The 22,240-nt window shown below is 49.1% G+C and carries 23 protein-coding genes and 1 tRNA gene; 15 read left to right on the plus strand and 9 right to left on the minus strand.

Annotated elements, in window-relative coordinates; all coding sequences use genetic code 11:
* The first annotated feature begins 130 nt into the window (after positions 1–130).
* Positions 131–1,831, plus strand: coding sequence for a M20/M25/M40 family metallo-hydrolase (locus L3D05_RS23985; RefSeq protein WP_239618915.1), 1,701 nt, complete (start codon positions 131–133; stop codon positions 1,829–1,831).
* Positions 1,832–2,023: 192 nt separating this feature from the next.
* On the opposite strand, the gene L3D05_RS23990 is transcribed toward L3D05_RS23985, so the two are convergent.
* Complete coding sequence (locus tag L3D05_RS23990) at positions 2,024–2,698, minus strand: hypothetical protein (protein ID WP_239618916.1); 675 nt, start codon at positions 2,696–2,698, stop codon at positions 2,024–2,026.
* Between the two features lie 630 nt (positions 2,699–3,328).
* On the opposite strand from L3D05_RS23990, the gene L3D05_RS23995 reads away from it, so the two are divergent.
* Positions 3,329–4,165: a methyl-accepting chemotaxis protein gene (locus tag L3D05_RS23995; RefSeq protein ID WP_239618917.1), complete on the plus strand. Its 837-nt coding sequence runs from the start codon at positions 3,329–3,331 to the stop codon at positions 4,163–4,165.
* 334 nt (positions 4,166–4,499) lie between these two features.
* Here L3D05_RS23995 and L3D05_RS24000 read toward each other — a convergent pair whose 3' ends face one another.
* The 3 genes from L3D05_RS24000 to L3D05_RS24010 all read right to left on the minus strand — a co-directional run bounded on the left by L3D05_RS24000 (position 4,500) and on the right by L3D05_RS24010 (position 7,382).
* The gene (locus L3D05_RS24000; protein WP_239618918.1) at positions 4,500–5,354 is read right to left on the minus strand and encodes a sulfurtransferase; all 855 of its coding nucleotides are present in this window, start codon (positions 5,352–5,354) and stop codon (positions 4,500–4,502) included.
* 58 nt (positions 5,355–5,412) lie between these two features.
* Positions 5,413–6,609, minus strand: coding sequence for an MFS transporter (locus L3D05_RS24005; protein WP_239618919.1), 1,197 nt, complete (start codon positions 6,607–6,609; stop codon positions 5,413–5,415).
* 134 nt (positions 6,610–6,743) lie between these two features.
* The gene (locus L3D05_RS24010; RefSeq protein ID WP_239618920.1) at positions 6,744–7,382 is read right to left on the minus strand and encodes a DUF975 family protein; all 639 of its coding nucleotides are present in this window, start codon (positions 7,380–7,382) and stop codon (positions 6,744–6,746) included.
* 250 nt (positions 7,383–7,632) lie between these two features.
* On the opposite strand from L3D05_RS24010, the gene L3D05_RS24015 reads away from it, so the two are divergent.
* Together L3D05_RS24015 and L3D05_RS24020 are read left to right on the plus strand one after the other, a co-directional pair.
* Entirely contained in the window at positions 7,633–8,121 is a 489-nt protein-coding gene (locus tag L3D05_RS24015) for a GNAT family N-acetyltransferase (protein WP_239618921.1), read from the plus strand.
* A 104-nt stretch (positions 8,122–8,225) separates the two neighbouring features.
* Positions 8,226–8,429, plus strand: a complete 204-nt coding sequence (locus L3D05_RS24020) for a DUF378 domain-containing protein (RefSeq protein ID WP_239618922.1) — start codon at positions 8,226–8,228, stop codon at positions 8,427–8,429.
* A gap of 64 nt (positions 8,430–8,493) precedes the next feature.
* Here the strand turns inward: L3D05_RS24020 and L3D05_RS24025 are convergent, their stop codons facing one another.
* Positions 8,494–8,784 (minus strand): 4a-hydroxytetrahydrobiopterin dehydratase, encoded by a 291-nt coding sequence (locus L3D05_RS24025; protein WP_239618923.1) that lies wholly within the window; start codon positions 8,782–8,784, stop codon positions 8,494–8,496.
* 248 nt (positions 8,785–9,032) lie between these two features.
* Here L3D05_RS24025 and motA point away from each other — a divergent pair, with 248 nt between their 5' ends.
* Both motA and L3D05_RS24035 read left to right on the plus strand, forming a co-directional pair.
* Complete coding sequence (motA, locus tag L3D05_RS24030; RefSeq protein ID WP_239618924.1) at positions 9,033–9,839, plus strand: flagellar motor stator protein MotA; 807 nt, start codon at positions 9,033–9,035, stop codon at positions 9,837–9,839.
* A complete protein-coding gene (locus tag L3D05_RS24035) occupies positions 9,820–10,653 on the plus strand; it encodes a flagellar motor protein MotB (protein WP_239618925.1) in 834 nt (277 codons plus the stop codon). Before motA ends, L3D05_RS24035 begins: the two co-directional genes overlap by 20 nt.
* Positions 10,654–10,717: 64 nt before the next feature.
* Here the strand turns inward: L3D05_RS24035 and L3D05_RS24040 are convergent, their stop codons facing one another.
* Positions 10,718–11,380, minus strand: a complete 663-nt coding sequence (locus tag L3D05_RS24040; RefSeq protein ID WP_239618926.1) for an oxidoreductase — start codon at positions 11,378–11,380, stop codon at positions 10,718–10,720.
* A 22-nt stretch (positions 11,381–11,402) separates the two neighbouring features.
* Positions 11,403–12,182: a glucosaminidase domain-containing protein gene (locus L3D05_RS24045; protein WP_239618927.1), complete on the minus strand. Its 780-nt coding sequence runs from the start codon at positions 12,180–12,182 to the stop codon at positions 11,403–11,405.
* Positions 12,183–12,423: 241 nt separating this feature from the next.
* On the opposite strand from L3D05_RS24045, the gene tadA reads away from it, so the two are divergent.
* Positions 12,424–12,879: a tRNA adenosine(34) deaminase TadA gene (tadA, locus tag L3D05_RS24050; RefSeq protein ID WP_239618937.1), complete on the plus strand. Its 456-nt coding sequence runs from the start codon at positions 12,424–12,426 to the stop codon at positions 12,877–12,879.
* Here the strand turns inward: tadA and L3D05_RS24055 are convergent.
* A complete protein-coding gene (locus L3D05_RS24055) occupies positions 12,811–13,065 on the minus strand; it encodes a Spo0E family sporulation regulatory protein-aspartic acid phosphatase (protein ID WP_239618928.1) in 255 nt (84 codons plus the stop codon). The genes tadA and L3D05_RS24055 overlap by 69 nt on opposite strands.
* Positions 13,066–13,304: 239 nt before the next feature.
* Between L3D05_RS24055 and L3D05_RS24060 the strand changes: the two genes are divergently transcribed.
* The 4 genes from L3D05_RS24060 to L3D05_RS24075 all read left to right on the plus strand — a co-directional run bounded on the left by L3D05_RS24060 (position 13,305) and on the right by L3D05_RS24075 (position 18,646).
* Positions 13,305–13,994, plus strand: a complete 690-nt coding sequence (locus tag L3D05_RS24060) for a response regulator transcription factor (RefSeq protein WP_239618929.1) — start codon at positions 13,305–13,307, stop codon at positions 13,992–13,994.
* Complete coding sequence (locus tag L3D05_RS24065; protein WP_239618930.1) at positions 13,982–15,295, plus strand: sensor histidine kinase; 1,314 nt, start codon at positions 13,982–13,984, stop codon at positions 15,293–15,295. Before L3D05_RS24060 ends, L3D05_RS24065 begins: the two co-directional genes overlap by 13 nt.
* A gap of 115 nt (positions 15,296–15,410) precedes the next feature.
* On the plus strand, positions 15,411–16,103 hold the full coding sequence (locus L3D05_RS24070) for an ABC transporter ATP-binding protein (RefSeq protein ID WP_239618931.1): 693 nt from the start codon (positions 15,411–15,413) through the stop codon (positions 16,101–16,103).
* On the plus strand, positions 16,100–18,646 hold the full coding sequence (locus tag L3D05_RS24075; RefSeq protein ID WP_239618932.1) for an ABC transporter permease: 2,547 nt from the start codon (positions 16,100–16,102) through the stop codon (positions 18,644–18,646). Before L3D05_RS24070 ends, L3D05_RS24075 begins: the two co-directional genes overlap by 4 nt.
* A 68-nt stretch (positions 18,647–18,714) precedes the next feature.
* Here the strand turns inward: L3D05_RS24075 and L3D05_RS24080 are convergent, their stop codons facing one another.
* The gene (locus tag L3D05_RS24080; protein WP_239618933.1) at positions 18,715–19,728 is read right to left on the minus strand and encodes a LacI family DNA-binding transcriptional regulator; all 1,014 of its coding nucleotides are present in this window, start codon (positions 19,726–19,728) and stop codon (positions 18,715–18,717) included.
* 108 nt (positions 19,729–19,836) lie between these two features.
* Between L3D05_RS24080 and L3D05_RS24085 the strand changes: the two genes are divergently transcribed.
* The 4 genes from L3D05_RS24085 (at position 19,837) to L3D05_RS24100 (ending at position 22,080) form a co-directional block, all read left to right on the plus strand.
* Positions 19,837–19,912: transfer RNA gene (locus L3D05_RS24085), tRNA-Arg, on the plus strand.
* 154 nt (positions 19,913–20,066) lie between these two features.
* A complete protein-coding gene (locus L3D05_RS24090; protein ID WP_239618934.1) occupies positions 20,067–20,348 on the plus strand; it encodes a hypothetical protein in 282 nt (93 codons plus the stop codon).
* A 225-nt stretch (positions 20,349–20,573) separates the two neighbouring features.
* A complete protein-coding gene (locus L3D05_RS24095; RefSeq protein ID WP_239618935.1) occupies positions 20,574–20,999 on the plus strand; it encodes a hypothetical protein in 426 nt (141 codons plus the stop codon).
* A 412-nt stretch (positions 21,000–21,411) separates the two neighbouring features.
* A complete protein-coding gene (locus tag L3D05_RS24100) occupies positions 21,412–22,080 on the plus strand; it encodes a hypothetical protein (protein WP_239618936.1) in 669 nt (222 codons plus the stop codon).
* Positions 22,081–22,240 lie beyond the last annotated feature (160 nt).

Below are 22,240 nucleotides of genomic sequence, written 5' to 3' on the forward strand. Positions count from 1 at the left end.
ACCTCGACTGTCCGAGTATGTCTAAAATTTTCTCTAAATCATCTATCTAATACATGATTTGACATCTTTATTACTTCTCTTAAAATATAATGTGACTAGTATTATTGAAGTTTAGGGAAGGAGTGATCTTGTGGCTCTCCATCATACCATATCATCCATTGCAGGCAAGTCGATAGCCAGAACCGGCGCCGCCAGTTGGCTGAAAAGATTTTTCATTCTTGCTCTGCTCCTCGGTGCAATGCTCATTGGCCTGCTACAAATTCGAGCACCACAACCCGCAGATTCCGATGTTCCTACCGATGCATTTTCTGCCGTCCGCGCTATGGAAAAGGTGAAAGTCATTGCGATGGAACCGCATCCGGTGGGATCACCAGCGCATGATCAGGTACGGGATTACTTGCTTGCGGAGCTACAGGGTCTGGGTTTGAAGCCGGAGGTGCAGCGAGCGGAGGTCACAATGGACTGGGGTCCCCGGTTGACTGTACCCGTCGAGAACATTATGGCGCGAATTCCAGGCACAGACAATAGCAAGGCTGTTATGATTGCGGCTCATTATGATTCGGTTGCGGGCGGCCCGGGGGCTGCCGATGACGGTGCGGGAATCGCTGCAATGCTGGAGACGGTACGCGCCCTTCAAGTGTCGGGTCCACTTAAGAATAATCTCCTGCTTCTCATGACAGACGGCGAAGAGCCAGGACTGCTGGGTGCAACAGCATTCATGAGGGAGCATCCCTGGGCCAGGGATGTCGGGGTGGTATTCAACTTTGAAGCGCGGGGGAATAAAGGGCCTTCCTTAATGTTCGAGACGAGCGAGCAGAATGGATGGCTGGTCCAGGAATTTATGAAGGCGGTACCACAGCCGCTAGCTTACTCTCTAATTTATAATGTCTATAAATTGATGCCTAATGATACTGATCTAACGGTCTTCCGCGAAGGCGGGCTATCCGGGATGAATTTTGCCTTCGGCATGGGTTTGAATGCTTATCATGAGCAGATTGATACGCCGGCTAACCTCGATCTTTCCAGCCTGCAGCATCATGGGGAATACATGCTACACTTGGTGCAACATTTTGGACAGTTGGATCTGACCGATGTGAGACAACAAGACAGGGTTTATTTTAACGTCTTCGGCTGGAGAATGGTCAGCTATTCTGAGTCGTGGGTGTTCGGGCTTATGTTGATCGATATACTGCTATTCGCTATAACCGTATGGCATGGCTTGTATCGGCGCAGGTTGAGTCTGAAGGATTTGGTCAGCGGATTCCTCCTGTCCCTGCTCAATTTAGCGGTTGTGTTCGGGGCAGTCACATTGGTATGGATTATTGTGCGGGCGATCGTATCGCAGTCGTATTATAACTCAATCGTAGAGGACCTCACCGTCGGTACGTACTATTTCATCGGGCTCCTGCTCCTCATGCTTTTGATAACGTTCCTGCTAATCAAGTGGTGCTCACGCTATGTGCGGACGGAGAGCCTGTGGGTCGGCATGCTGCTGCTATGGTTGCTCCTTTGTACGGCGACTTCACTGTTTTTGCCGGGCGGGAGCTACATATTCACTTGGCCGCTTCTATTCAGCATGATCGGGCTGAACGTATCCTATGTCACGCGGGAAGGGGCGTGGAACTGGTTGTCTGTACTGTTCGCGACTCCCGGCATCCTACTGTTCACGCCGATTCTGTATCTTGTGCTCGTTTTAATGACACTGGATCTGGCAGGGGTTTTAATCACGATCGCCGCGCTGCCGTGCACACTAATTTATCCGCTGTTCTGCCGAATGCCGATGCAGGGTAATGAGGTGATATTGAAGGATCTCGCCCAATACACTCGTTGACTCAATGTTGACTTCAGGGCATAAAAAAACACACCGCCAGAGCCTTTTGGCAACTTGGCGGTGTATTCGTCATTTAAGTACTGCTATGCCTTGCTCGGTTGTTCCTCATCCCCGACAGCTATCGGGTTGCTTGAGTCGCTAATCCAATCGCTCCAGCTGTCGGATTCCCTTTGACTATCTATCGAATTGGATTTACTTATAGTGAGAAGTAGTCAGCGGAACGAATACGGATGTGTCCTTCTTTGCGTCACCGTAAATATAAAGCTCTTTAACGCCGCCGATTCCGACTTCAACCGTGACTAAGCCATCTTCGGGCTTTATCGACTCAACGGTTTTCAAAATCAAGTTGTTATCGCTGTCTTTAACGGTTAGATTGGTAATATCTCCGCCTACAGCAGCGATTTGCAAGTATAACGTTTGATGCTCTTTTTTCGGGTACAGCATGAAGCCGGCTTCGCGATTACCTGAACCGGTATTGAAATATGCTTCTTTATAGTCTTTACCTTTGTAGGTTGTTTGCGCAGGATCCTTGGTATGATACATATCGTCGAAATCTTTCGCAATGGACACCCCGTCCACTTTCTCGCCTAGTATGATCGTTTGAGTAGGCCCATCAAAATCAACAGCAACACCAAGCGCATCGGAAATTGCACGTATTGAAAAGTAGTTAGCACCTTCATAAACAATAGGTGCGATTGCATTGCCTTTAACATCACGCAAATCAACATATGTACCGTCAACCTGAACTTTTATTTCCGGATTGAGATACGCTTTAATCTCTTTCAGCTTAGTTGCCGCAAACGCTCCGGTTCCCATGCTCGCTAGCATCGACAAGCTTATTACAGCTGCAAATGTTTTTTTCTTCAATTTTCCTCATGCTCCAATCCATGGTGATAGTCATCTACAAAAAAGTATACCTTCTGAATATTCCGACTACAATAGTCCTTTAGTAACTAATTCCATTTATTGTATATGCTCAAGAATCCCGTGGACGACAGGGTTTGGCGGAGCATTATCATTTAAGCCACGTCGATCCGAAAAGACAATTCAATCGTAGAAAAGACGACTCTTGCTCCACCAAATGGAATTCGGAGTCGTCTTTTCGTTCTTTCATTGTCATTACTCAGAAAACCTCTAGTTCTTCAGTACCCTCGACATTACGCGGTTCTTCGCTTTTTAATATGACGCGCCCGGTACGACTCGAACGTACGACCTTCATTTGTGACTTAAACCCGAGCATTCGTTTCTCGGTTCTTACTCTTCCCCCACAGCCACCGGATTCCCCTCATAGCTAATCCAATCGCTCCAATTATAATATTTCTTAAGATATTTTGTTGCAGGATATTTATGGCTCAATAGCGTATATATTCTTTATTGTGACGGATATTGACACTTTTTGGGGACGCATCTGATCGAAGGAAGGAGAATTTAATTTGTACATGTAAAATGCTGCTGAACTCCAAACACAACAATTTATTACTAATATAGGAGAACAAAATGAAGCTCAAAGAAAAGGATTATGGTTATATTATAGCCTTTTTAGTTTTACTATTAATCGGTCTATTTACATTTTATTATGGTTCAGACAATAGCCAAATTGTAAGTTACTTAGGTTTTGCAGGAACAATTACTTCCTTAATACTCGCAGTTGTTGCCTTAATATATACATTTTACCAAAGTACAACATCGATTAATCAGGTTCAAAAAATCACAGAAGCTTCTGAAAAGCTAAACCAAGCTATTGGGGGGTTTCAAGAAGTTCAAAGCCAAATGTCGATTTCATTAGAGGCTATGAAGCACGTCAGTTACCAGGTTTCAGATATGCAGAACCAGATATCGGCTTCTGTTGATTCGATAGTACAGGTTAGCCAACAGGTTTCCGAAATGGACAACAAAGTAAGCCAGGTTGTATCGGGAATATCTAAAACAGAATCACCTAATTCAACAGATACCGATACAATCACGTACGATGAAATAGTGAAGATTCTACAACGATGTTCAATCGATGGGCTACTCTGCTTATTACTTGGAATTTTTCAAAGTAGGAGCCCCAAAAAGGATTTAACTCTAAGAAGCATAATTGAAGAATTAAATTCAAAGCATGCACTTAGCTTGTCAAGAGAATATTACTTTGGATTTTTAGTTGGATTCACCGGAACAAAATTGATAAAAGGGCTATCAAAGAATAATGAGCAATTTAGCGTCGAATTTACTAAAACAGAAGAGTTAACAAGAGCGGTGCTACAAATGATAGAAATACAACATAGCAAAGCACCGCAGTACATAGATAAAATTCGTACCGCTTTCTCTACCTACTACGAGGTTAAAGTTTAAGTAATAGCAAAACACATTTATCTGTTTTATAGGGTACTTTTAAAGGGTCTAGGCATGTAAAATGCTAAAGGCTTATATACCTTGTTGATTCTATGTTGATCGTGTCATTTATACTTTTGTATTGTTGATTTACATACGACAGTCTGGAAACAACACCACTATAGTTGGGCATAATTGGCCCTGATTTATAAGCACAGGCATGATCGCACTGTCGGGTAAGCTCACTGTGAAGTGTTTTTAGGAGCCGTTGTTGACTTCGTGTTGACTTCGAGTATAGAAAAATACACCGCCGGGGCGATGGGCCACATGGCGATGTATTCATCGAACAGTACTACTATATGCCTTTCGGTTCTTCCTCATCCCCGACAGCTACCGCATTCTCCCCATAACTAATCCAATCGCTCCAGCTGCCCACATAAAGCTTCACCCGAGTAAAGCCCGCGTCCTGAAGAGCCATTACGTTAGGCGTCGCGGTGACGCCGGATCCGCAGTAGACGACGATCTCGTCGTCGGGCGATAGGCCGGCGAAGCGCTCGCGCTGCTCGTCCGCGTCCTTCCAAGTGCCGTCGGCGCGGCGGCCGTCCGCCCAGAAACGGTTGATCGCCCCGGGGATATGCCCGGCTACGCGATCGATCGGCTCTACTTCCCCGCGATAGCGCGGAGCTTCGCGCGAGTCGATCAGGACGAAGCTCCCTGTTCCGAGCGCTTCGCGTACCTCGTCCACCTCTATGAGCATATTGTGCTGTACGCTCGCATGGAAGGTCGACGGAATGATCACCTTCTGCTCGGCCGATACCGGACATCCGGCCTTCTGCCAAGCCGAGAAGCCGCTATCCATGACAGATACGTTAGTATGGCCCAAATACCGCATAAGCCACCACAGACGAGAAGCCATCGCCCCGCCTTGATCATCGTAAGCGACCACTCGGGAGTCATTCCCAATGCCCGCCCGACCAAGCCGCGCGGCCAGCTCGGCCACATCCGGCAACGGGTGCCTCCCGCCATGCTCGTCTATAGGCGCCGACAGGTCCTTCTCCAAGTCCAAGTACACCGCTCCCGGAATATGTCCTTCTTCATACGCCGTGCGCCCGGCGTCCGGTTTCCCCAACTGGAACCTGCAATCCACGATCACCAGATCGGATTCGTATAAACGCGCGAGCAACCATTTCATAGGAACGATATTGTCCATAAAGATCAACGCCTTTCATTTCATTGAGATATCCCATCTATTAATGATCCAAATCCATCTAAACAGTTGCCGAAGCCGATCCCGTCGCCCGCTTCAACGACCTAGCCGACAACAACGCCCACACGATCACCGCCAGCATCGCGACTGCAAAAACGGCAAACAACCAGCGCGTAGCGTCCGTCCCGTGCTCGTCCAAGAACCATCCCGTCAACTTCGGCATCAATGCCCCGCCGATTCCTCCGAACGCCATGAGCAAGCTCGTCGTCCGTTCCGTCATGCCGGGCACCGCCCGGTTCAAGAAGACGAGAGCGACGGCGAACATGCCCGACATTGCTAAGCCTGCCAAGAAAGTCAGGATGAACGTCGCCCACGTACTATCCAGTCCGCCCATCAGAACGAAAATAACCGCGGTGGATATACAAGTAATCAACATATAAGCAGCTCCGCCCCAACGGTCGGCAGCATGCCCCGATACCATCCTACCAAGCACCATGGCCCCCCAGAAAAGACTCAAGGACAGCGAGGCGGTCGAATCCGATAAGCCATTATTATGAACAAGCAAGGATGGCAAATAATGAATGAAGCTCATCTCGAACCCGACATAGACGGCGAAGAACAAGGATCCGCCGGCCAATACCGCTATCACCCGCCCGCGATTAGGCATTTTCGTTAACCGGGCTTCGGCCGTCGCCGTATTTTCCGGCGGGCGATCCAATATTTTCGGCCAGAATAGGAACCACATCAGCACCGTTATCGCCGCCAATATTCCAACGACCATGAACGCATGCACCCACAATCCTGAGGCGATCAAACCCGCCCCTGCGAATGGCATCAAGAGCGCACCTACGCCGAAGAACACTTCAACCCGGCTCATCGCCACGTTGGCATTCCCTTGAGCCGCTCCAATAATGAAGGACCCTACAACCGCTTCCGTCGTACCGAAGCCGAATCCCGCAAGAGGACCGATCGCCAGCATAACTCCCCATTCCGGCTGGAAGGAATAGACCACTTCCACGACAGCCATTGTTGCGAGCGCGGTGAGCAGCAGAGCCTTCTTCCCGATTCGACCCATTAACCACGGCGCCAGCGTGATGCCGACCATTCCGCCTAGAAACTGGTTCATGACCAGTTGGCCGCCGTCCCCGTACTGTATCCCATAAGCCTCGACCATCGGCTCCATAACCGTACCTACTACCAACTGCCCGATCCCAACGATCAAATAAGCAATACAACCTAAGAAGACTAATCGAGCCATAACGTATAACTACTCCTTTGCGCTTCCCTACATTTCAACCCCACTATCATACCACGTAAGCTATGGAGCTTCATCCCTTGAAAATGACAAAAACCGAGCCCCTAGGGGCTCGGCTTTCCATCGCAACGATTGAATTAAACGATTACGCCTTCATAAGGGCTCGGCGGAGGCGGAGGTGGAACCGACATGGAACGGCTGATCAGATCGTTATAGAAATGTCCGAGAGCCGTGTAGTAATAAGGAGCTACCCACAACAGACCTATTCCTAATGCAAGGCTCCCTAATATGTACCATCCGATAAAGGTAAGCATTAGCACGAACAATCTGCCTTTGTGGCCTACCATCAACTCCTTGCTTCTACGAATGGCTTCCAGGGCACCGATCTCCGGATTATCCTTTAATATGAAATAGGCTTGAGAATAACGGAAAGCCGCAATAATACCCGGAACAATAAGGAGTAACATCCATAAGAAAGTAAAAATCGCCATAAGGAGATACAGAAGAAACGTAGGTACAAATCTTTGAAACCCGCTAAACAGATCATTGGTTGAAGGCGACTCATTACGGGATAAATTCAAAAAGTAGCTCATGAGCCCGTAAGTCAACGCACCCGTTACCAGCAAGCTTGCAATCCAGCCAATAAAGGGAATGAGCGAAAGAAAACCTATTGCAATAACAATAATATAAAACAGTAGAAAGTGAAGTACTGCGCTTCCCCAGTTACCCGCGAGGCTTGCCCTTGCTCTTGCGCGAATTTCAGAACTTGTCGGCAATGTCCCAATCCACCTTTACTCATAATAGGTATGAAAATTTTGTAAATCCTATTTAATTTTATATTCACATTTTATATTTATCAACTATTTTTTGCATTAAACAACATAATACTCCCATATCCGACACTAGTTACCTTTCGTTAACTCCTCCTTCGCGGCTTATTAAATCATCGTGCAGACAATACCTTCTTCCCTCTCTGACATTTATAATAGAACCACTAAAGATTTATGCACGGAAGGACGTGAACTAATGATGGCTGAGATTAACCTGCGTCTGGAGCACATGACCGACATAGATGGCCAAGCGATTTGCACTTGGCGTTATCCCCCTCCATACGAACTCTTCCACTGGTTATCCTGGGAGACGATGGTGGAGACGGGGTGGGAGTTCGGCGATCCTTTTATCCGCCAAGAGCAATATTTGGCCGTGAGAAATACCGATAACGGGCAGTTAGTCGGTTATGTTCAAATTTTTCCTATGGGCCGTACGTTGCGAATCGGAATGGGCTTGCGGCCGGATTGCTGCGATCGAGGCTGGGGAACCGCTCTTACGAAATTAGTCGTTCAAGAAGCGTTGCGCCGGCAACCCGACGCGGAAATCGATCTGGAGGTTGAAAAATGGAACAAACGCGCCATACGCGTATACGAGAAAGCGGGGTTCATCGTCACCGACGAGTACGACCGTAGAGCTTCTCACGGAACCGTCAGCGTGTTCTGCATGGTGTGGCATAACCGTTAAGCCCCTCACATACATCTATAGTGAACAACCAAGAATCAGGATGCTTCTGTCGGGCAGTTTCACCAGAAAAGGGTGCCATCACCTATTAAGGAGGCTGTTTCTGAATGAAGGCGCTTAACGTCATCAGTCTGATTCTCATTATCCTCGGAGGTTTGAACTGGCTATCCGTCGGCTTATTCAAGTACGATGTTGTCAGCGAGCTTTTCGGTGGAACGGATGAGGTGGGTTCAAGGATCGTCTATACCGTCGTCGGTATCGCCGCGCTCTATGCGCTCGCGCTTCTCCCGAAAGTTTCCAGAGACAACTAAAGTCAGTTACAGCAATTACGGGACTTTATCCGGCCGAATGGCCGGACGAAGTCCCGTAGTTTTTTTATAATCGATCGTATGCCTTCGCCGATCCCAAGTCGAGCGCGGTTAATCCGCCGGAGTGCCACGTCGTAAGCCGAATCGTTACGCGCCTATAATCAATCCCGATAAAAGGATGATGATTGTCGTCTTCCGCGACAGCTGCGACTTTGTTGACGAAAGCAATAGCTTCCATGAAGGTGGGAAACAGACGCTTGCGTGCGAGCCACTTTCCGTCGTCCTCGATTTTCCAATCCGTAAGCTCCAACAGAGCGGCTTCTAGCTCTGCCTCGGTTAATAAAGGGAGTTTGCTCAACTTGATCTTCCTCCTCCAAGCCTTTTTCATTCCGAGTTTACCACAATCTTACTAATATATTGCCTGTTCTATCCCAGCTTTTTGGCCTTTGTGTCCAACCCTAGCGATTTTACATCGATGAATTTACGAAAAACCCGGATAACCTCTAAAGCTTTGGCGGGGTTCTGTCGATAAACCTATTATCGTGTCGGTTGTGAGGGTAATCTCCTGTCGCGTACATATCATTCTTCTATATGCCGGGGTGTACGATGAAAAATTCAACGATTATTGGTTTAGTACTAGGTTTTGTAGCGCTCATTTTTGGTATGTATCTGAAGGGCGCCCCCATTATTAGTCTTGTGAACAATCCGGCTGCTTACGTCATCATTCTCGTCGGAACATGCGCGTCCGTCTTAATGGCCTTTCCCATGTCGGATCTCGCCAAAGTACCCAAACTATTCAAATTGATCTTCGTAGAACCTAAGTTGCTTCCGCGCCAACAACTCATTGGCATGTTCATGGAGTGGGCTACCATTACCCGCCGTGAAGGCTTACTCGCTCTCGAAGCGCGCGTAGACGAGATTGAGGATGCGTTCCTTAAGACCGGTATGCGGATGATCATTGATGGTAATGACCAAGATTTCGTAAGAGATGTACTTCTTGAAGATATTTCGGCAACGGAGGAACGCCATCGCGGCGGCGCGCAAATATTCTCCCAAGCGGGGATGTACGCTCCGACTCTCGGGGTTCTCGGAGCCGTTATCGGACTTATCGCTGCGCTCGGCAACCTTGCCGAGATGGAGAAACTCGCCCATGCCGTTGCCGCTGCCTTTATCGCGACATTGCTCGGTATCTTCACGGGTTATGTTCTCTGGCATCCGATTGCCAACAAATTGAAGCGCCTCTCCAAACGCGAGATCGACCTCAAGTTGATGATGGTCGAAGGTTTGCTGTCGATTCAATCCGGGGTATCGACGATTGCCATTCAACAGAAGCTTCTAGTATTCCTTACTCCTACGGAGCGGTTGGCGTTCGCGGAGAAAGAGGAGGCGCAACGTGAGCAGAAAACGGCATGAACCGCATGAGGAGCACCCGGACGAATCCTGGCTCCTTCCTTATTCCGATCTCATGACGTTGCTGCTGGCCTTGTTTATCGTTCTATACGCGGCCAGCGCGGTCAATACGTCCAAATTCGAGGAGATGAGCCGCGCCTTCAAGACGGCGTTCAGCTCCGGACTTGGAATTCTCGACAACGGATCGATTACGCAAGACGATAAGATTAAGAAGCAAACCGCCCAAGAACTCCCTCGGAACAATGAGGGCAAGAAAGATAAGACCCGTGAAGAGCTGAAGCAGCAAGAACAACAAAATCTGGAGCAGCTCCAGAAAGAACTTAACAAATACATTCAGAAGAACGGGCTGTCCTCACAGCTTGAGACTCAGCTGAATCAATCCCAGCTTCTCATCACCATACGGGATAATGCATTATTCCCATCCGGTAGCGCTAATATCAAGGCAGATTCGCAGAAGCTTGCCGCTGCCATCGGCCAAATGCTGCAGCAGTACCCGGACTATGAAATTCTGGTAACCGGTCACACCGATAACCAACCGATCAACACGAGCGAATTCCCTTCGAACTGGGAGCTAAGCTCCAAGCGGGCCATCAACTTCATGAAGATTCTGTTGGCGAATACGGCATTCGATCCAAGTCGCTTCAGCGCGATCGGATACGGTGAGTTCCGTCCTCTGGAGAGCAACACGTCCGATGCCAGTCGAGCTAAGAACCGCCGTGTAGAAGTTTCAATCCTACGTAATTACTTGGAGCCTAAAGATAGCAGCAAAGAGATCACCCTCAATGCGATCGCAGGCGAAGGTAAGCAAACAGAATAGCTTATACCCTGATATAGTACAAAGGAACGTCCAGAGACGCTAACTTCTCTCGGACGTTCCTTTTTTATCCCCTTAATTGTTGGCCTTCATAGATATGAACGCCTAGCTCACTAGGTCGGTTCGCCGCGCGAATCATTGCCGCCGCGACATCGTCCGCTTGTATCGACCGATACTTGCGTAACGAGCCTCCCAGTAAGGGATTCAGCCCCTTCATCAGCATGCCCCATAGCTTCTCGACCCAACGACGCTCCTTTCGATCTCCTAGAAGAAGCGACGGACGGAAAAGATGTAGCTTGGGTACGCCTACTAGCGCTAAATCCCTTTCAACCTCTCCCTTAACCCGACTGTAGAAGACGGAAGAAGTCGCCGAAGCGCCAATCGCCGATACGAGCAGGAACTGCTTAGCGCCGGAAGCAGCGGACTGTTCACCAAGCGCTAACGGGTAATCGTAATCCACTCGGCGAAATGCCTCTTGAGATCCGGCTTTCTTAATGGTTGTGCCAAGCGCACAGAACCAGTCATCCGCCTCGAGCGATGGTGCAACTGTTGGTAAAGAGTCAAGCGTTACGGCCACGACATTTAGCTTAGGATGGCTAACCGGAAGAGCTTTCCTGGTTAGGGCAATCACTCTCTCGTATCTCGAGTCCTCTAGCAAGCGGTGTAGCAAACATGATCCAATAAGTCCGGTAGAGCCAGCGACGATTGCGGTTTTAGATGGAGCACCCATGCTTCGTCCCATCCCTCTTTCTTTACGATAATGATTCTTTATTCTTTCCTATTGTATCAGCTGCCGAACGGTTTTCCCAACGGTGCAACACAATGGCGAGTTCTCCCCAAGTCACCTTCTGATCGGGATGAGGGGCCGGAACGGGCAGCAGTCGCTGACTGCGCAGCCACCCCAGCTGCTCATGGCTAACAGAGGCCCCGTCCCCTCTGCCCGCGCTTCCTATCTTCACGGTTACAAGTTTCGGATCGTTCTGTTCTTGCGCCTGATCCCGCATTGCAGCCTCTCTCCCTCTCCGCTCCAGCATATTGCGCCATATCGCTACAATATCTTGTCCGTAACGGTAATGACCCGCGGCCGACCATTTGCTGTTCAAGTCTTCCCAGCATAGAACCTTTCCTAGCCAGCCCGAGCGATCTAGCCGTTCCAGCGGAAGTTGAGCTGCAGCCGACGTCTGCGAAAGAGGCAACTCCGTAGCCAACGAGTAGAGAATCTGCATATGGGCTTCGATCGAATCCTCTCCCGACCACTGAGCTAACGATCGTGGCCACCACGTAGGGCCTGATATCTCAATGGTCCAGCCTCTGGTCTCGTACATCATCTGGCAGAAGGCGACGTCTCCCCTCACTCCGTACCGTTCCCCTGCGCTTAAGTACATTCCGGCAATCCCCGGAGCTCTCGGATTTCTCCTTCTCAAGTAGGCATCCATTCGCTCTGCGGAACAGCAGGCTTTGCCTAGGAGCGAGAGCTTGCCAGTGGGCTCAAGCTCCGGATGCCTTCGAAATGCCGATCCGACCGTTTCCATTTAAACAGCCCCTTTACCCCGCAATCGTGACTAGTCTGTCCGCTCTCTTCTCTCTACTCTATTCAACATTTCGCTCGGTTTGACCTTATTTACCAACCTGATACAATTAAATGGAGTTGTACCCACGACAAAACAAAAAATGTGCATAACTCTGTGGACAACTGGGTAGTTATCCACAAATTTATGCACAGCATGTTAACAACGAATACACGTTCGCTGGTAAGGAGTAGAAATAATGTCAATGGAACAAGATGAGCGGTGGATGAAAGAAGCCATCCATCAGGCTCGCATCGCCGAATCATTAGGAGAAGTACCTATCGGCGCAGTCATCGTTCGCAACGATACGATTGTCGGAACCGGTTATAATCTGCGCGAAAGAGATCATGATCCGACGGCTCACGCCGAGTTGATTGCCATCCGGAATGCTAGTGAAGCTCTGCAAGCTTGGCGATTGCTAGGATGCACTTTATATGTAACGCTTGAACCTTGTCCGATGTGTGCGGGTGCGATTCTTCAATCACGGGTTGAACGCGTCGTATACGGCGCATCCGATCCGAAAGCAGGCTGCGTGGGCACGTTGATGGATTTGTTACAGGATTCCCGCTTCAACCATGTTTCGCCATGGACATCAGGAGTGCTTCACGAGGAATGCTCCGCTTTGCTTACTAATTTCTTCCGTAGATTGCGAAGCCGATAGAACGGCAACATCGTACATATTCGCCATCTTGCGATTCTCGGCCTCTTCTTTACGTAAACGTTGTAGCTGAATGATAAGACGATCCGCTTCCTCACTAACCGCCACGATTTCTGGATCGGTCAGATTGCCCAGGTCGTTAGCCATTTCACACAGACGACGTTGTAGCAATTGGAGGCGTCTTATCAATTGTGAAGTCTCCAAGTGAGTCATCTGACCGCTCCTTCTTTACATAATTTTTCGTCATACAACGATAGGAAAATCGAACTATTCTCATTATAGGACAAAATTATCCATTTTTATGTAGAACCATGTCGATGAGAAGACGCCATTTTTAATTTTTTTTCCGACAAAATTGGTTCCTAAGACCCAATACTTTGCGCTTATTTTTACAGATTTGAACGATTTTCGGAGGGGGGCTTCTCAGCTTGAACACGCGAATACTATTAGTCGAAGACGACGAATCGTTACACCGGGGAATTCAGTTTACGCTTCAGCAAGAAGGGTTCCAAGTCTATAGCGCACATGATCTGGCTGGCGCTAGAACTGTCCTCCAACATACCGATATTCATCTCCTGCTGCTGGACGTGCAGCTTCCCGACGGGAACGGATTCGACTTCTGCACGGAGGTTCGCAAGGATCGAGATACCCCTATTATATTCCTAACGGCCAGCGATCAGGAATTCGACATTGTCCGCGGACTCGATCTTGGCGGTGATGATTATATTACGAAGCCTTTCCGGCTAAGGGAATTTTTGTCGCGGGTTCATGCCGTGTTGAGACGCCGCGCGCCCTCCGGCAAAACGGATGATAAAACGATGCTCGCATCCAACGGTTTGAGTTTAAATGTAGAGGAGATGCGTCTGGATAAGAACGGGCAAGAAATCCTTCTCAGCATCACGGAGTTTAGGTTGCTCACCTTGTTCATGACTCATCCGCGATCCGTATTATCTAGGGATCAAATCATTCTCCAAGTATGGCCGGACGGGACAGAGGTGCTTGACGATAATACCGTTGCCGTCAATATACGCAGGTTACGGGAGAAGATCGAAGAGGACCCGTACAATCCTCAGTTCATCACTACCGTAAGAGGAGCCGGATACCGATGGAACGGATAGCGGACCCTAAGCTCGAGGTCGCCCGGCTATGGCGTAATCCATCTATACGCAGACTCTCCCTTTCTATAGCCATCCTCGCGATTGCAGTCGTCATTTTCATTGCCTTATACAGCTACTTCTCCGCCGACAAGCTCAAGCAAGATTGGCTAGACAAGGAAGCCGCCATGCTGGGGAGCCTAGCTCAAGATCACCCCGAATTAGCCACGGATTGGCTAAAGCAGCTTTCCCAGGCGGACGAGCCCTCTCCGGAAGCCATTGCGGAAGGTCGGCGAATCATGGAACGCTACGGGATGACCCCGTCTGCAATGGAGACTAGCTGGCTACCGGTACTTGGGAATTACCGGTTTCGTACGTTCTGGATCCTCATAGGAGCGGCTACTACATTTATTGCCCTGCTTACTTGGCTGCTGTTCCGCGTAATCCGCCGACAACTAGGGGAAATCCGTAGTTTAGCGGTCGCTATGGAGGATACCGTGAAGCATAATCGACCGATGGCTTATCGAATGTATGACGAAGGGGAGCTTGGACTTCTAGCTAACAGCGCCCAGGAGCTGACAATTCGCCTAAGGGAAACGATCGAGCAGCTACATCGGGATAAAGCATTCCTTAAGGATACGGTCGCCGACATCTCCCATCAGCTCAAGACTCCTCTCGCTTCATTAATGATCTACATCGATCTGTTGCAGGCCGGTCAAGCCGACGCCGAACACGCCGCCGAGTTTCTGCGCACTTGCAAGCGCGAGCTTGACCGTATGGAGTGGCTAACCCTTACGTTGCTCAAGCTTGCCCGCTTAGAGGCGGATGCGTTGCAAATGAGCTTGCGGGATACTAACCTCGCCGAGACGATCCAACATGCAGTTCATTTGATCTCCCCCTTAGCAGTGAGCAAAAAAGTCACCCTTCGCATAGAGGATTCCGATCGGGGATTGATCGTCCCCCATGATAGCCATTGGTTGGCGGAGGCACTGGCGAATTTATTTAAGAATGCCGTAGAGCATAGCCCCATCGGCGGCACCGTGTCGATTAGTTGGGAGAATACCCCCGTGTTCGTGCGCGTGCAAGTAAAGGATCAAGGGAACGGCATCGATCCTCGGCATTTGCCCCATATTTTCAAAAAGTTCTATCGCAACTCTTCAGAAGGAAGCGGAGTCGGCCTTGGATTGCCATTGGCCAAATCCATCGTCGAGAAGCACGGCGGAGTGTTATCCGCCGCCGTCAATCCGATCGGGGGTATGATGTTCCATCTCTCGTTGCCTCAGCATCCATTCCCGGTCCCATCAGGGGAGCTTACAGAACTGTAAGCTTGCACCCCCCTTGCCTGTAAGGTTGCCGCGATATACTGGGTTCGTTGAGACAGAGAACGGCCGAATTTCCCATGCCTTCTCAAGACACCCATAATCGGAGGTAGAATGATACATGAACGTCATTAGCGTTGACGGATTAAGTAAATCTTACGGAACAGGAACGACGCAGGTTAAAGCTCTGCACGACGTATCTTTCTCGATTCCGCAGGGACAATTCGTCGCGGTTGTCGGAGCAAGCGGCTCCGGGAAGAGTACACTGCTTCACTTACTAGGCGGCCTCGACAAGCCAAGCGGCGGATATGTCCACATCGACGGCGATAATCTGTACGGGCTTAAAGAGAAAGAACGCGCGGTTTTTCGTAGACGGAAGATCGGGTTTATATTCCAATCGTATAATCTCATTCCCGTCTTGAACGTGGAAGAGAACATCCAGCTCCCGCTACTGCTCGATCACCGGCAGCCTGACAAAGCCTATATCAACGACCTTATTCACACATTAGGGCTGCATGAGCGCCGAAAGCATCTGCCTTCCGAATTGTCCGGAGGACAGCAGCAAAGGGTGGCAATTGGCCGCGCCCTAGCGTACCGCCCGGCTATCGTGCTAGCAGACGAGCCGACGGGTAATCTGGATAGCGCCAACGGACGGGAAGTCATTGATCTGCTTAAGCTGGCAGTCCATCAATACCATCAGACGGTTGTCGTCATTACCCATGATATGAACGTAGCCGCGGAAGCGGATCGCGTCCTGAACCTGCAAGACGGCAAGCTCATTAGCGACACGAGCAGCCAAGGGAGGCTCGTATGAGAAGCTATGGCGCAATGGCCGGACGATATTTGAAACATCAGCGCCGGAAATCGATTCTGACCATTGTCGGCATCATTCTATCCGTCGCGTTAATTAGCTCGCTCGGGACGATGGGGCAAGCGTTGAAAGACAATCTTCTACTGGATACCAAGCATAAGGAAGGATCGTTTTACTTCGGCTATAGCAAGCCAACTCCCGAATTATACGATACGCTCAAGAACAATGTGCTTGTCGATCAGTTAGGCGTATACCGGCCAGGTATCACCACCTCGCTAGAAAAGCCCTACTCCGTCGAGGTTGGACACGTGGACGAGAACGGCTTTAAGCTACTTCCCATTCACCTTAGCGAAGGGCGATTGCCTCAGTCGACGGACGAATTGGTTGTTGAAACTTGGCTCTTGGATCGGCTCCCCGGGTTACCCCAGCTTAACGGAACGACAGAACTCGACGGCCCGGACGGGAAGCCCCGCTCCTATCGGATCGTGGGCGTGCTAAGTAATGAGAAACGTAGTCAGCTTAGCGGCAGCTCCAAAGCTTATACTCTCGCAGACCCCGCAACCTTAACGGTGAATTCGCAATCGCTTATCGTTCTTACTTTGAAGCCAGGCGTAGATATCAACAGACAAATAGAGGCTTTTACGAAGCTGAACGACAGTTTATTTACGAACGAACAGCTCTTGGCACTCATGGGAGAAGCCGCAGACAACGGGCTGAATAAGGCACTGGCGATCATCTTCGGAACCTTGATCGGTCTAGTCGTTCTCTCGACTATTGCCGTTATCTATAATGCGTTCCATATTGCCGTATTAGAGAGAATTCGGCAGTTCGGACTGCTGCGTACTCTCGGCGCGACTCCGGGACAAATCCGCAACCTTGTCTTTCGCGAAGCGACCGCGCTAGCTGCCGTTGGCGTTCCGCTTGGTTTGGCCATCGGATGGTTCGGGATGTCATTCGTACTGTGGCTCATGACCCAAGGCGGCCTTAAGATCATGATGATGGACCAGTTCCACCTCACTTTCCATTGGTGGATCATGGGCGGAAGCTTCGTCATCGGCTTCGCGGCCGTATATTTGGCGGCATGGCTTCCTGCCCGCAAAGCATCGAGCGTGTCTCCGGTAGAAGCCGCGAAAGGCGCTGGCAGTATCGTCAGGGAATCGTACAGGCGCTCACGAATCCCGTCCTTGCTTAACCTTGCCGGTGTAGAAGGCCGCATGGCTTCGAATAACATCCGCCGCAACCGTACGAAGTTTCGGATTACGACCTTTTCTATCGTTATAAGCATCTTGCTATTCATCGTTTTCCACTATTTTACCCAGCAAGCGCTGAGCATGACGACAACGACGAACGAGGATGACCGCATCGCGTTCCAGCTCAACCAAATATCGTCCTCCGAATCCGATCAGTCCAGGCAATCTGCCGATTTTCTAACGGATGAGATGATGCAGGAGCTTCGCCGGTTACCCGGAGTGCATGGCGTATACGGAACGTACCGGAATGCCACCGCGCAAGCTCTAGTCAACGATCAGGAGTTTAATTCCGACATCGCCAAGCAAACGGACATGGAAAATCAGCAGACGGAATGGGATGAAAAAACGTACAAACTGTTAGCGACGCGTATAGTGCTATATGATGACGCAAGGCTGCAGGAAGCGCAGAACTACTTGCAATCGGGGTCTATTGATCCGGATCTGCTAGCCGGCGAAGACGGCGTTCTTCTGGTTCAAACCATTAAGCCTTATAACCGGAATGGGAAAAAGGTGATTATGCCGCTCACGGGGTATAAGGTGGGGGATAAAATAAAGCTATGGCTCAATTCCGATCAAGACTCCGAAAAGAAGCTTGTGCGCGAAGTAAAGGTGGCCGGAATTCTGACGCAATCGCCTTTCGGCTCTCCCTATGAAGGAAGCATGCTGACCGTCATTACCGCCAAGCCGACCTTCGCAAGCTTACTCGAGACGGCTCCCGAACAGTATCCACCGTCTTTCTATCATGCTTCGCGAATCGGTGTGGACATTGCCTTGAAGGATCAGGCCGATGCACAGCCGGTTCGTGTGAAACTACAGGAAATGGTGCGCGAAATCCCCGGAACGAGCTTGATCGATATCGCAGAGGAACAGAAGGGGACTCGTAATTTCAATCTTCAAATGCAAATTTTCGTATATGGTTTTTTAATCATCATCGGAGTGATCGGGAGCTTGAACATCATCAACACTGTCCAGACTAATCTGCTGCTAAGACGCAGAGAAATCGGACTGTTGCAAGCCGTCGGTATGACGATGGGACAAATACGCCGGATGGCTTCCGCCGAAGGCTTATGGTTCGGGGTCATCGGCAGCTTCTGGGGCATTGTGCTCGGTTTCGGTTGCAGTTACTTACTCTACCTGCAATTATCGAGTGTTCAAGGCTTCCCGTATGAATTCCCATGGCAAGCTTCCTTAATCGCCAGCGGAGCCGCGCTTCTCGTTGGATTGCTATCCGTTCAAGGCCCCCTTCGCAGAATGGAAAAAGCGAATCTGCTTGAGGAATTACGCGAGGAAGCTTAGGAAGGTAATAAAATAAGGTGATCCCTGGAGCCTGTTTCGGCTTTGTTTCGGGATCACCTTTTATTTTTTCACGGTTTCGGCTTTGCCGGACCGCAAGAATCGCGAATGATGAACTCCGTTGGCACGATTGTTTCCGTCGGCCGGAGTTCCGAATCGTTAATAAGCTCATCCAGCAGCTCAATGGATTTTCTGCCGATCGTAATCCGATCTTGCCGTACCGTCGTTAAGGCCGGTCTAACAAGACTCGCAATCTCAATGTCATCGAAGCCGACAATGGAGATATCCTCCGGCACCGATAATCCCGCTTCCGCTATCGCTTCCATCGCCCCGACCGCACTCATATCCGAGCAACAGACGACCGCGGTCGGCGGCTCGGACAGTGCGAGAAGCCTGTTCATCGCATCGTATCCCGCTTCTCTCGTGTAATCCCCCTCCGCGACGTAATCGTCGCGATAAGGAAGTTCAGCGTCCGCCAAACCGGCCCGATAGCCTTCGAGACGATAACGGCTCGCATAGGAATCCTTATTCCCGGATATGAACGAAATATGACGGTGATTCAGACCGACTAAATAATCGACGACCCGCTTCACGGCTTCTTGATTATCCGAGCTAATGAACCCCGCTCGTTTTTCCCTGACATCTAGATCTATGAATAACGCAGGAATTCCGGACTCCACTAATTCGTTGAAGTTCATGTCCTCATGCTGAAAGCCGAACACGACGACGCCTTCGACATTACGGCTCTGGCAGTGGCGAACGAAGCTATATTCTTTATTCCACGAAAGCTGTGCAAGATAGATAAGATCATAACCCTTGGACTTGAGCGCTTGCTCCATCCCGGATAATATTTGTATGAAGAACGGATGGGCCAATCCCGCGGTCAAGAAAATCCCGATCGTCATCGAACGTCGTCCAACCAGAGAACGAGCGGCGGAGTTCGGGCGGAACTGCAGCTCCTTTACGAATTGCAGCACTCTTTCCTTAGTATTCGCATTAACGGTCGTATAGCCATTCAACACTTTGGATACGGTCGCAACCGACACCCCCGCGGCTTTAGCCACATCCCTAATATTCGTCGCCAAGTCTTGGGCACCCCATTTCTTTCCGCAAAACACACTTTGATGTTACCATAATGTTTCGCCAAGTTCTATTGTTTGCTCCAAGCTTTATGTTATAATGATAACCATTGTGGCTCCGTAGCTCAGCGGATAGAGCGACGGTTTCCTAAACCGCAGGTCGGAGGTTCAAGTCCTCTCGGGGCCGCCACGCTACTACCTTTTCCGTAATATCAACGGTTGTCAGCGTTGAATGTAACGCTAAGCATATTCGTAAGGCACACGATCTGAAACGTGCCCATCGCATAACCGCCGGACATAATTTACCCGAATCTCCTACGATTTTATCGAGGAGGTTTTTTCGTATGGACCCGCGTAAAGGTAAGTCCGTAGTCAAGGGTAATCGATCAACGCGACCGACGTTATCCACAGTAGGATATCGGTTACAAGAAGCGTTCGACTTGTTTTATGGCACGAAGAAATCGGAGGATATGCGAGATACCGGAACGGACAGTTCCCGGCGTTACGTTGGCGCCTTATACAATCGCGCTGCGACTCCGGACACTTCGGACGATATTCAACTTCTTAGCGGGCGAGCAGATTATTACGATAAATCCCGTCAGCAGTATAAAGCTCCCGCGGTTTGACTGTGAGGATAAGTCTACGTTTACCGACGATGACATTCGCGGACTTTTTGCGTTTGTTCGCGTTAATACTACGTTCATTTTGCGTCAACTCCTTCGTTAATTATTATCTCTACGCATTATCTACGAACTACGCAGTAACTTCTATTTCGACTCCCTAGGAAAATATTGTCGGACATTGTTTTTCAGTGTAAAATACTAGAAAAAAATCTCATGGAGGTATAATCATTGAAAATAATAGAGCATATTAAAGGGTTTTCTTTAACGCTCTTAAGTATCGCGCTCATTTTGTCTATATTCTCAACGATTGACTATTTCAGGTACGTCAAGTATTTAAACGGGAAGCCAATATACCGTGAAGAACAGACTTCCAAATTGTTTGTTGGTATGAGCAAGGATGAAGTGAAAAGCGTTATGGGTAGCATTGGATATGATATAAGCGCTGACTCCCCTCCTGGAATTGAGAAGAAAGAGTATGTGAGCAAATTAACCTTTGAAGGAGTTATGTTTGGAGTACCGCGACTTATTTTGGTTTATGAAAATAATAGTCTTGTACAAGCCCAATACACTGAAAAGAAAATAGAAACGTTACCACGCAGACGAAGTAGCAGCAGGGGGGAATCCATTGAATGCGTACCTAGCCCGTGCATTTGAAATCCAAGTTACTTCAGAGGTAATGCTGTATTCTTGGTACTGACATGCGTGTATTCCTCCCATCTGTTGCGCAATATGTGTCAAATACGCATTATCATCGAAATCACGCACGAATAACCTCGCGCAAGGTATGGACACAGGGAGTGTCCTATTCCGTCAAAGTAACGTAGGGGGATACGTCACATCGCGGCTTTGCTTAGCGGAGGTTTATTGCGTGGATTTTGTTGCGGGGGCCGAACGTTTACTTACGTCTGGACGTACGAACGCGGGGTAGCGCTGTGTGTCCGTGTGAGGTTACGTTGAGAAAGAGCTCACCGATATTGGCGGGCTCTTTTTAACTTGGAAGGATTTGGGCGATAATTGTCGAATTAATAGACTTTGCACTTATTAAAATCGCGGAGGGTCGTTCATAATGGAGAATCATGCCGAACCACAGGCAGAAGTACAACCCCCTCAACCCTATGCGGTTGAGAAAGTAGTGCAAAAACCACTAATTAGTCATCCATTATTTATTCTTACACTATCGTTAGTCGTCATTTCACTCATCGGAATAGGGTTTCTTTACAGCACAAGTCTAAACAACAATAAACGATATGAAACTCAGCAAAAGGTTATTAATGATCAAATTGCAAAAATCAACTCACTAACTAAAGAAACAGAGTCTCTAAAAAGGGACGCCTCAAAGATAAAGGCGATCGATGAGAAGACGGTAGCACTCGCGAAGAATTTATTTATCGTTGCTATACAGCATGAAATCGAAGGCGGAGTAGTTACAGATGATTTCACAGTTGAGAAAATTAATCTCTCTATGCTAGACGGTAATAAACTAGTAGCATCCATCGATCTAAATACCCAGCCGCAAATGTCGCTCCTTTACAAAGGGAAAGGCTCGTTTGATCTTTCTGATCGCGAGTTACGTGCTAAGAGTGCCGAAATTATCAAAGCGGTAAAGACACGTTATACGACCAGTGCTGGAGATCCAATGCCGTCATGGGACGACTCTAGCGTTTACCTCACGATAAAAAACTACGATATTGGAAACACTTCGTCCGGAGAGTTTGCGTTAGTAGGAGAAAAATAATGACCCCGTTAATCACAACGCGCGACCTATACGAAGCCGCCGCTAACCGTACACCTATTCTCGTTTACTTTGACGACGCGGTGTACGGGCCGGCTCCGAATCGAGCCAGTTTATCAAATGTTATAGAACCGTGCTGATGCGCGGTTCTTTTTGTTTGGAA

This window comes from Cohnella mopanensis (assembly GCF_022352055.1).
GTDB classification, from domain to species: Bacteria; Bacillota; Bacilli; order Paenibacillales; family Paenibacillaceae; genus Cohnella; species Cohnella mopanensis.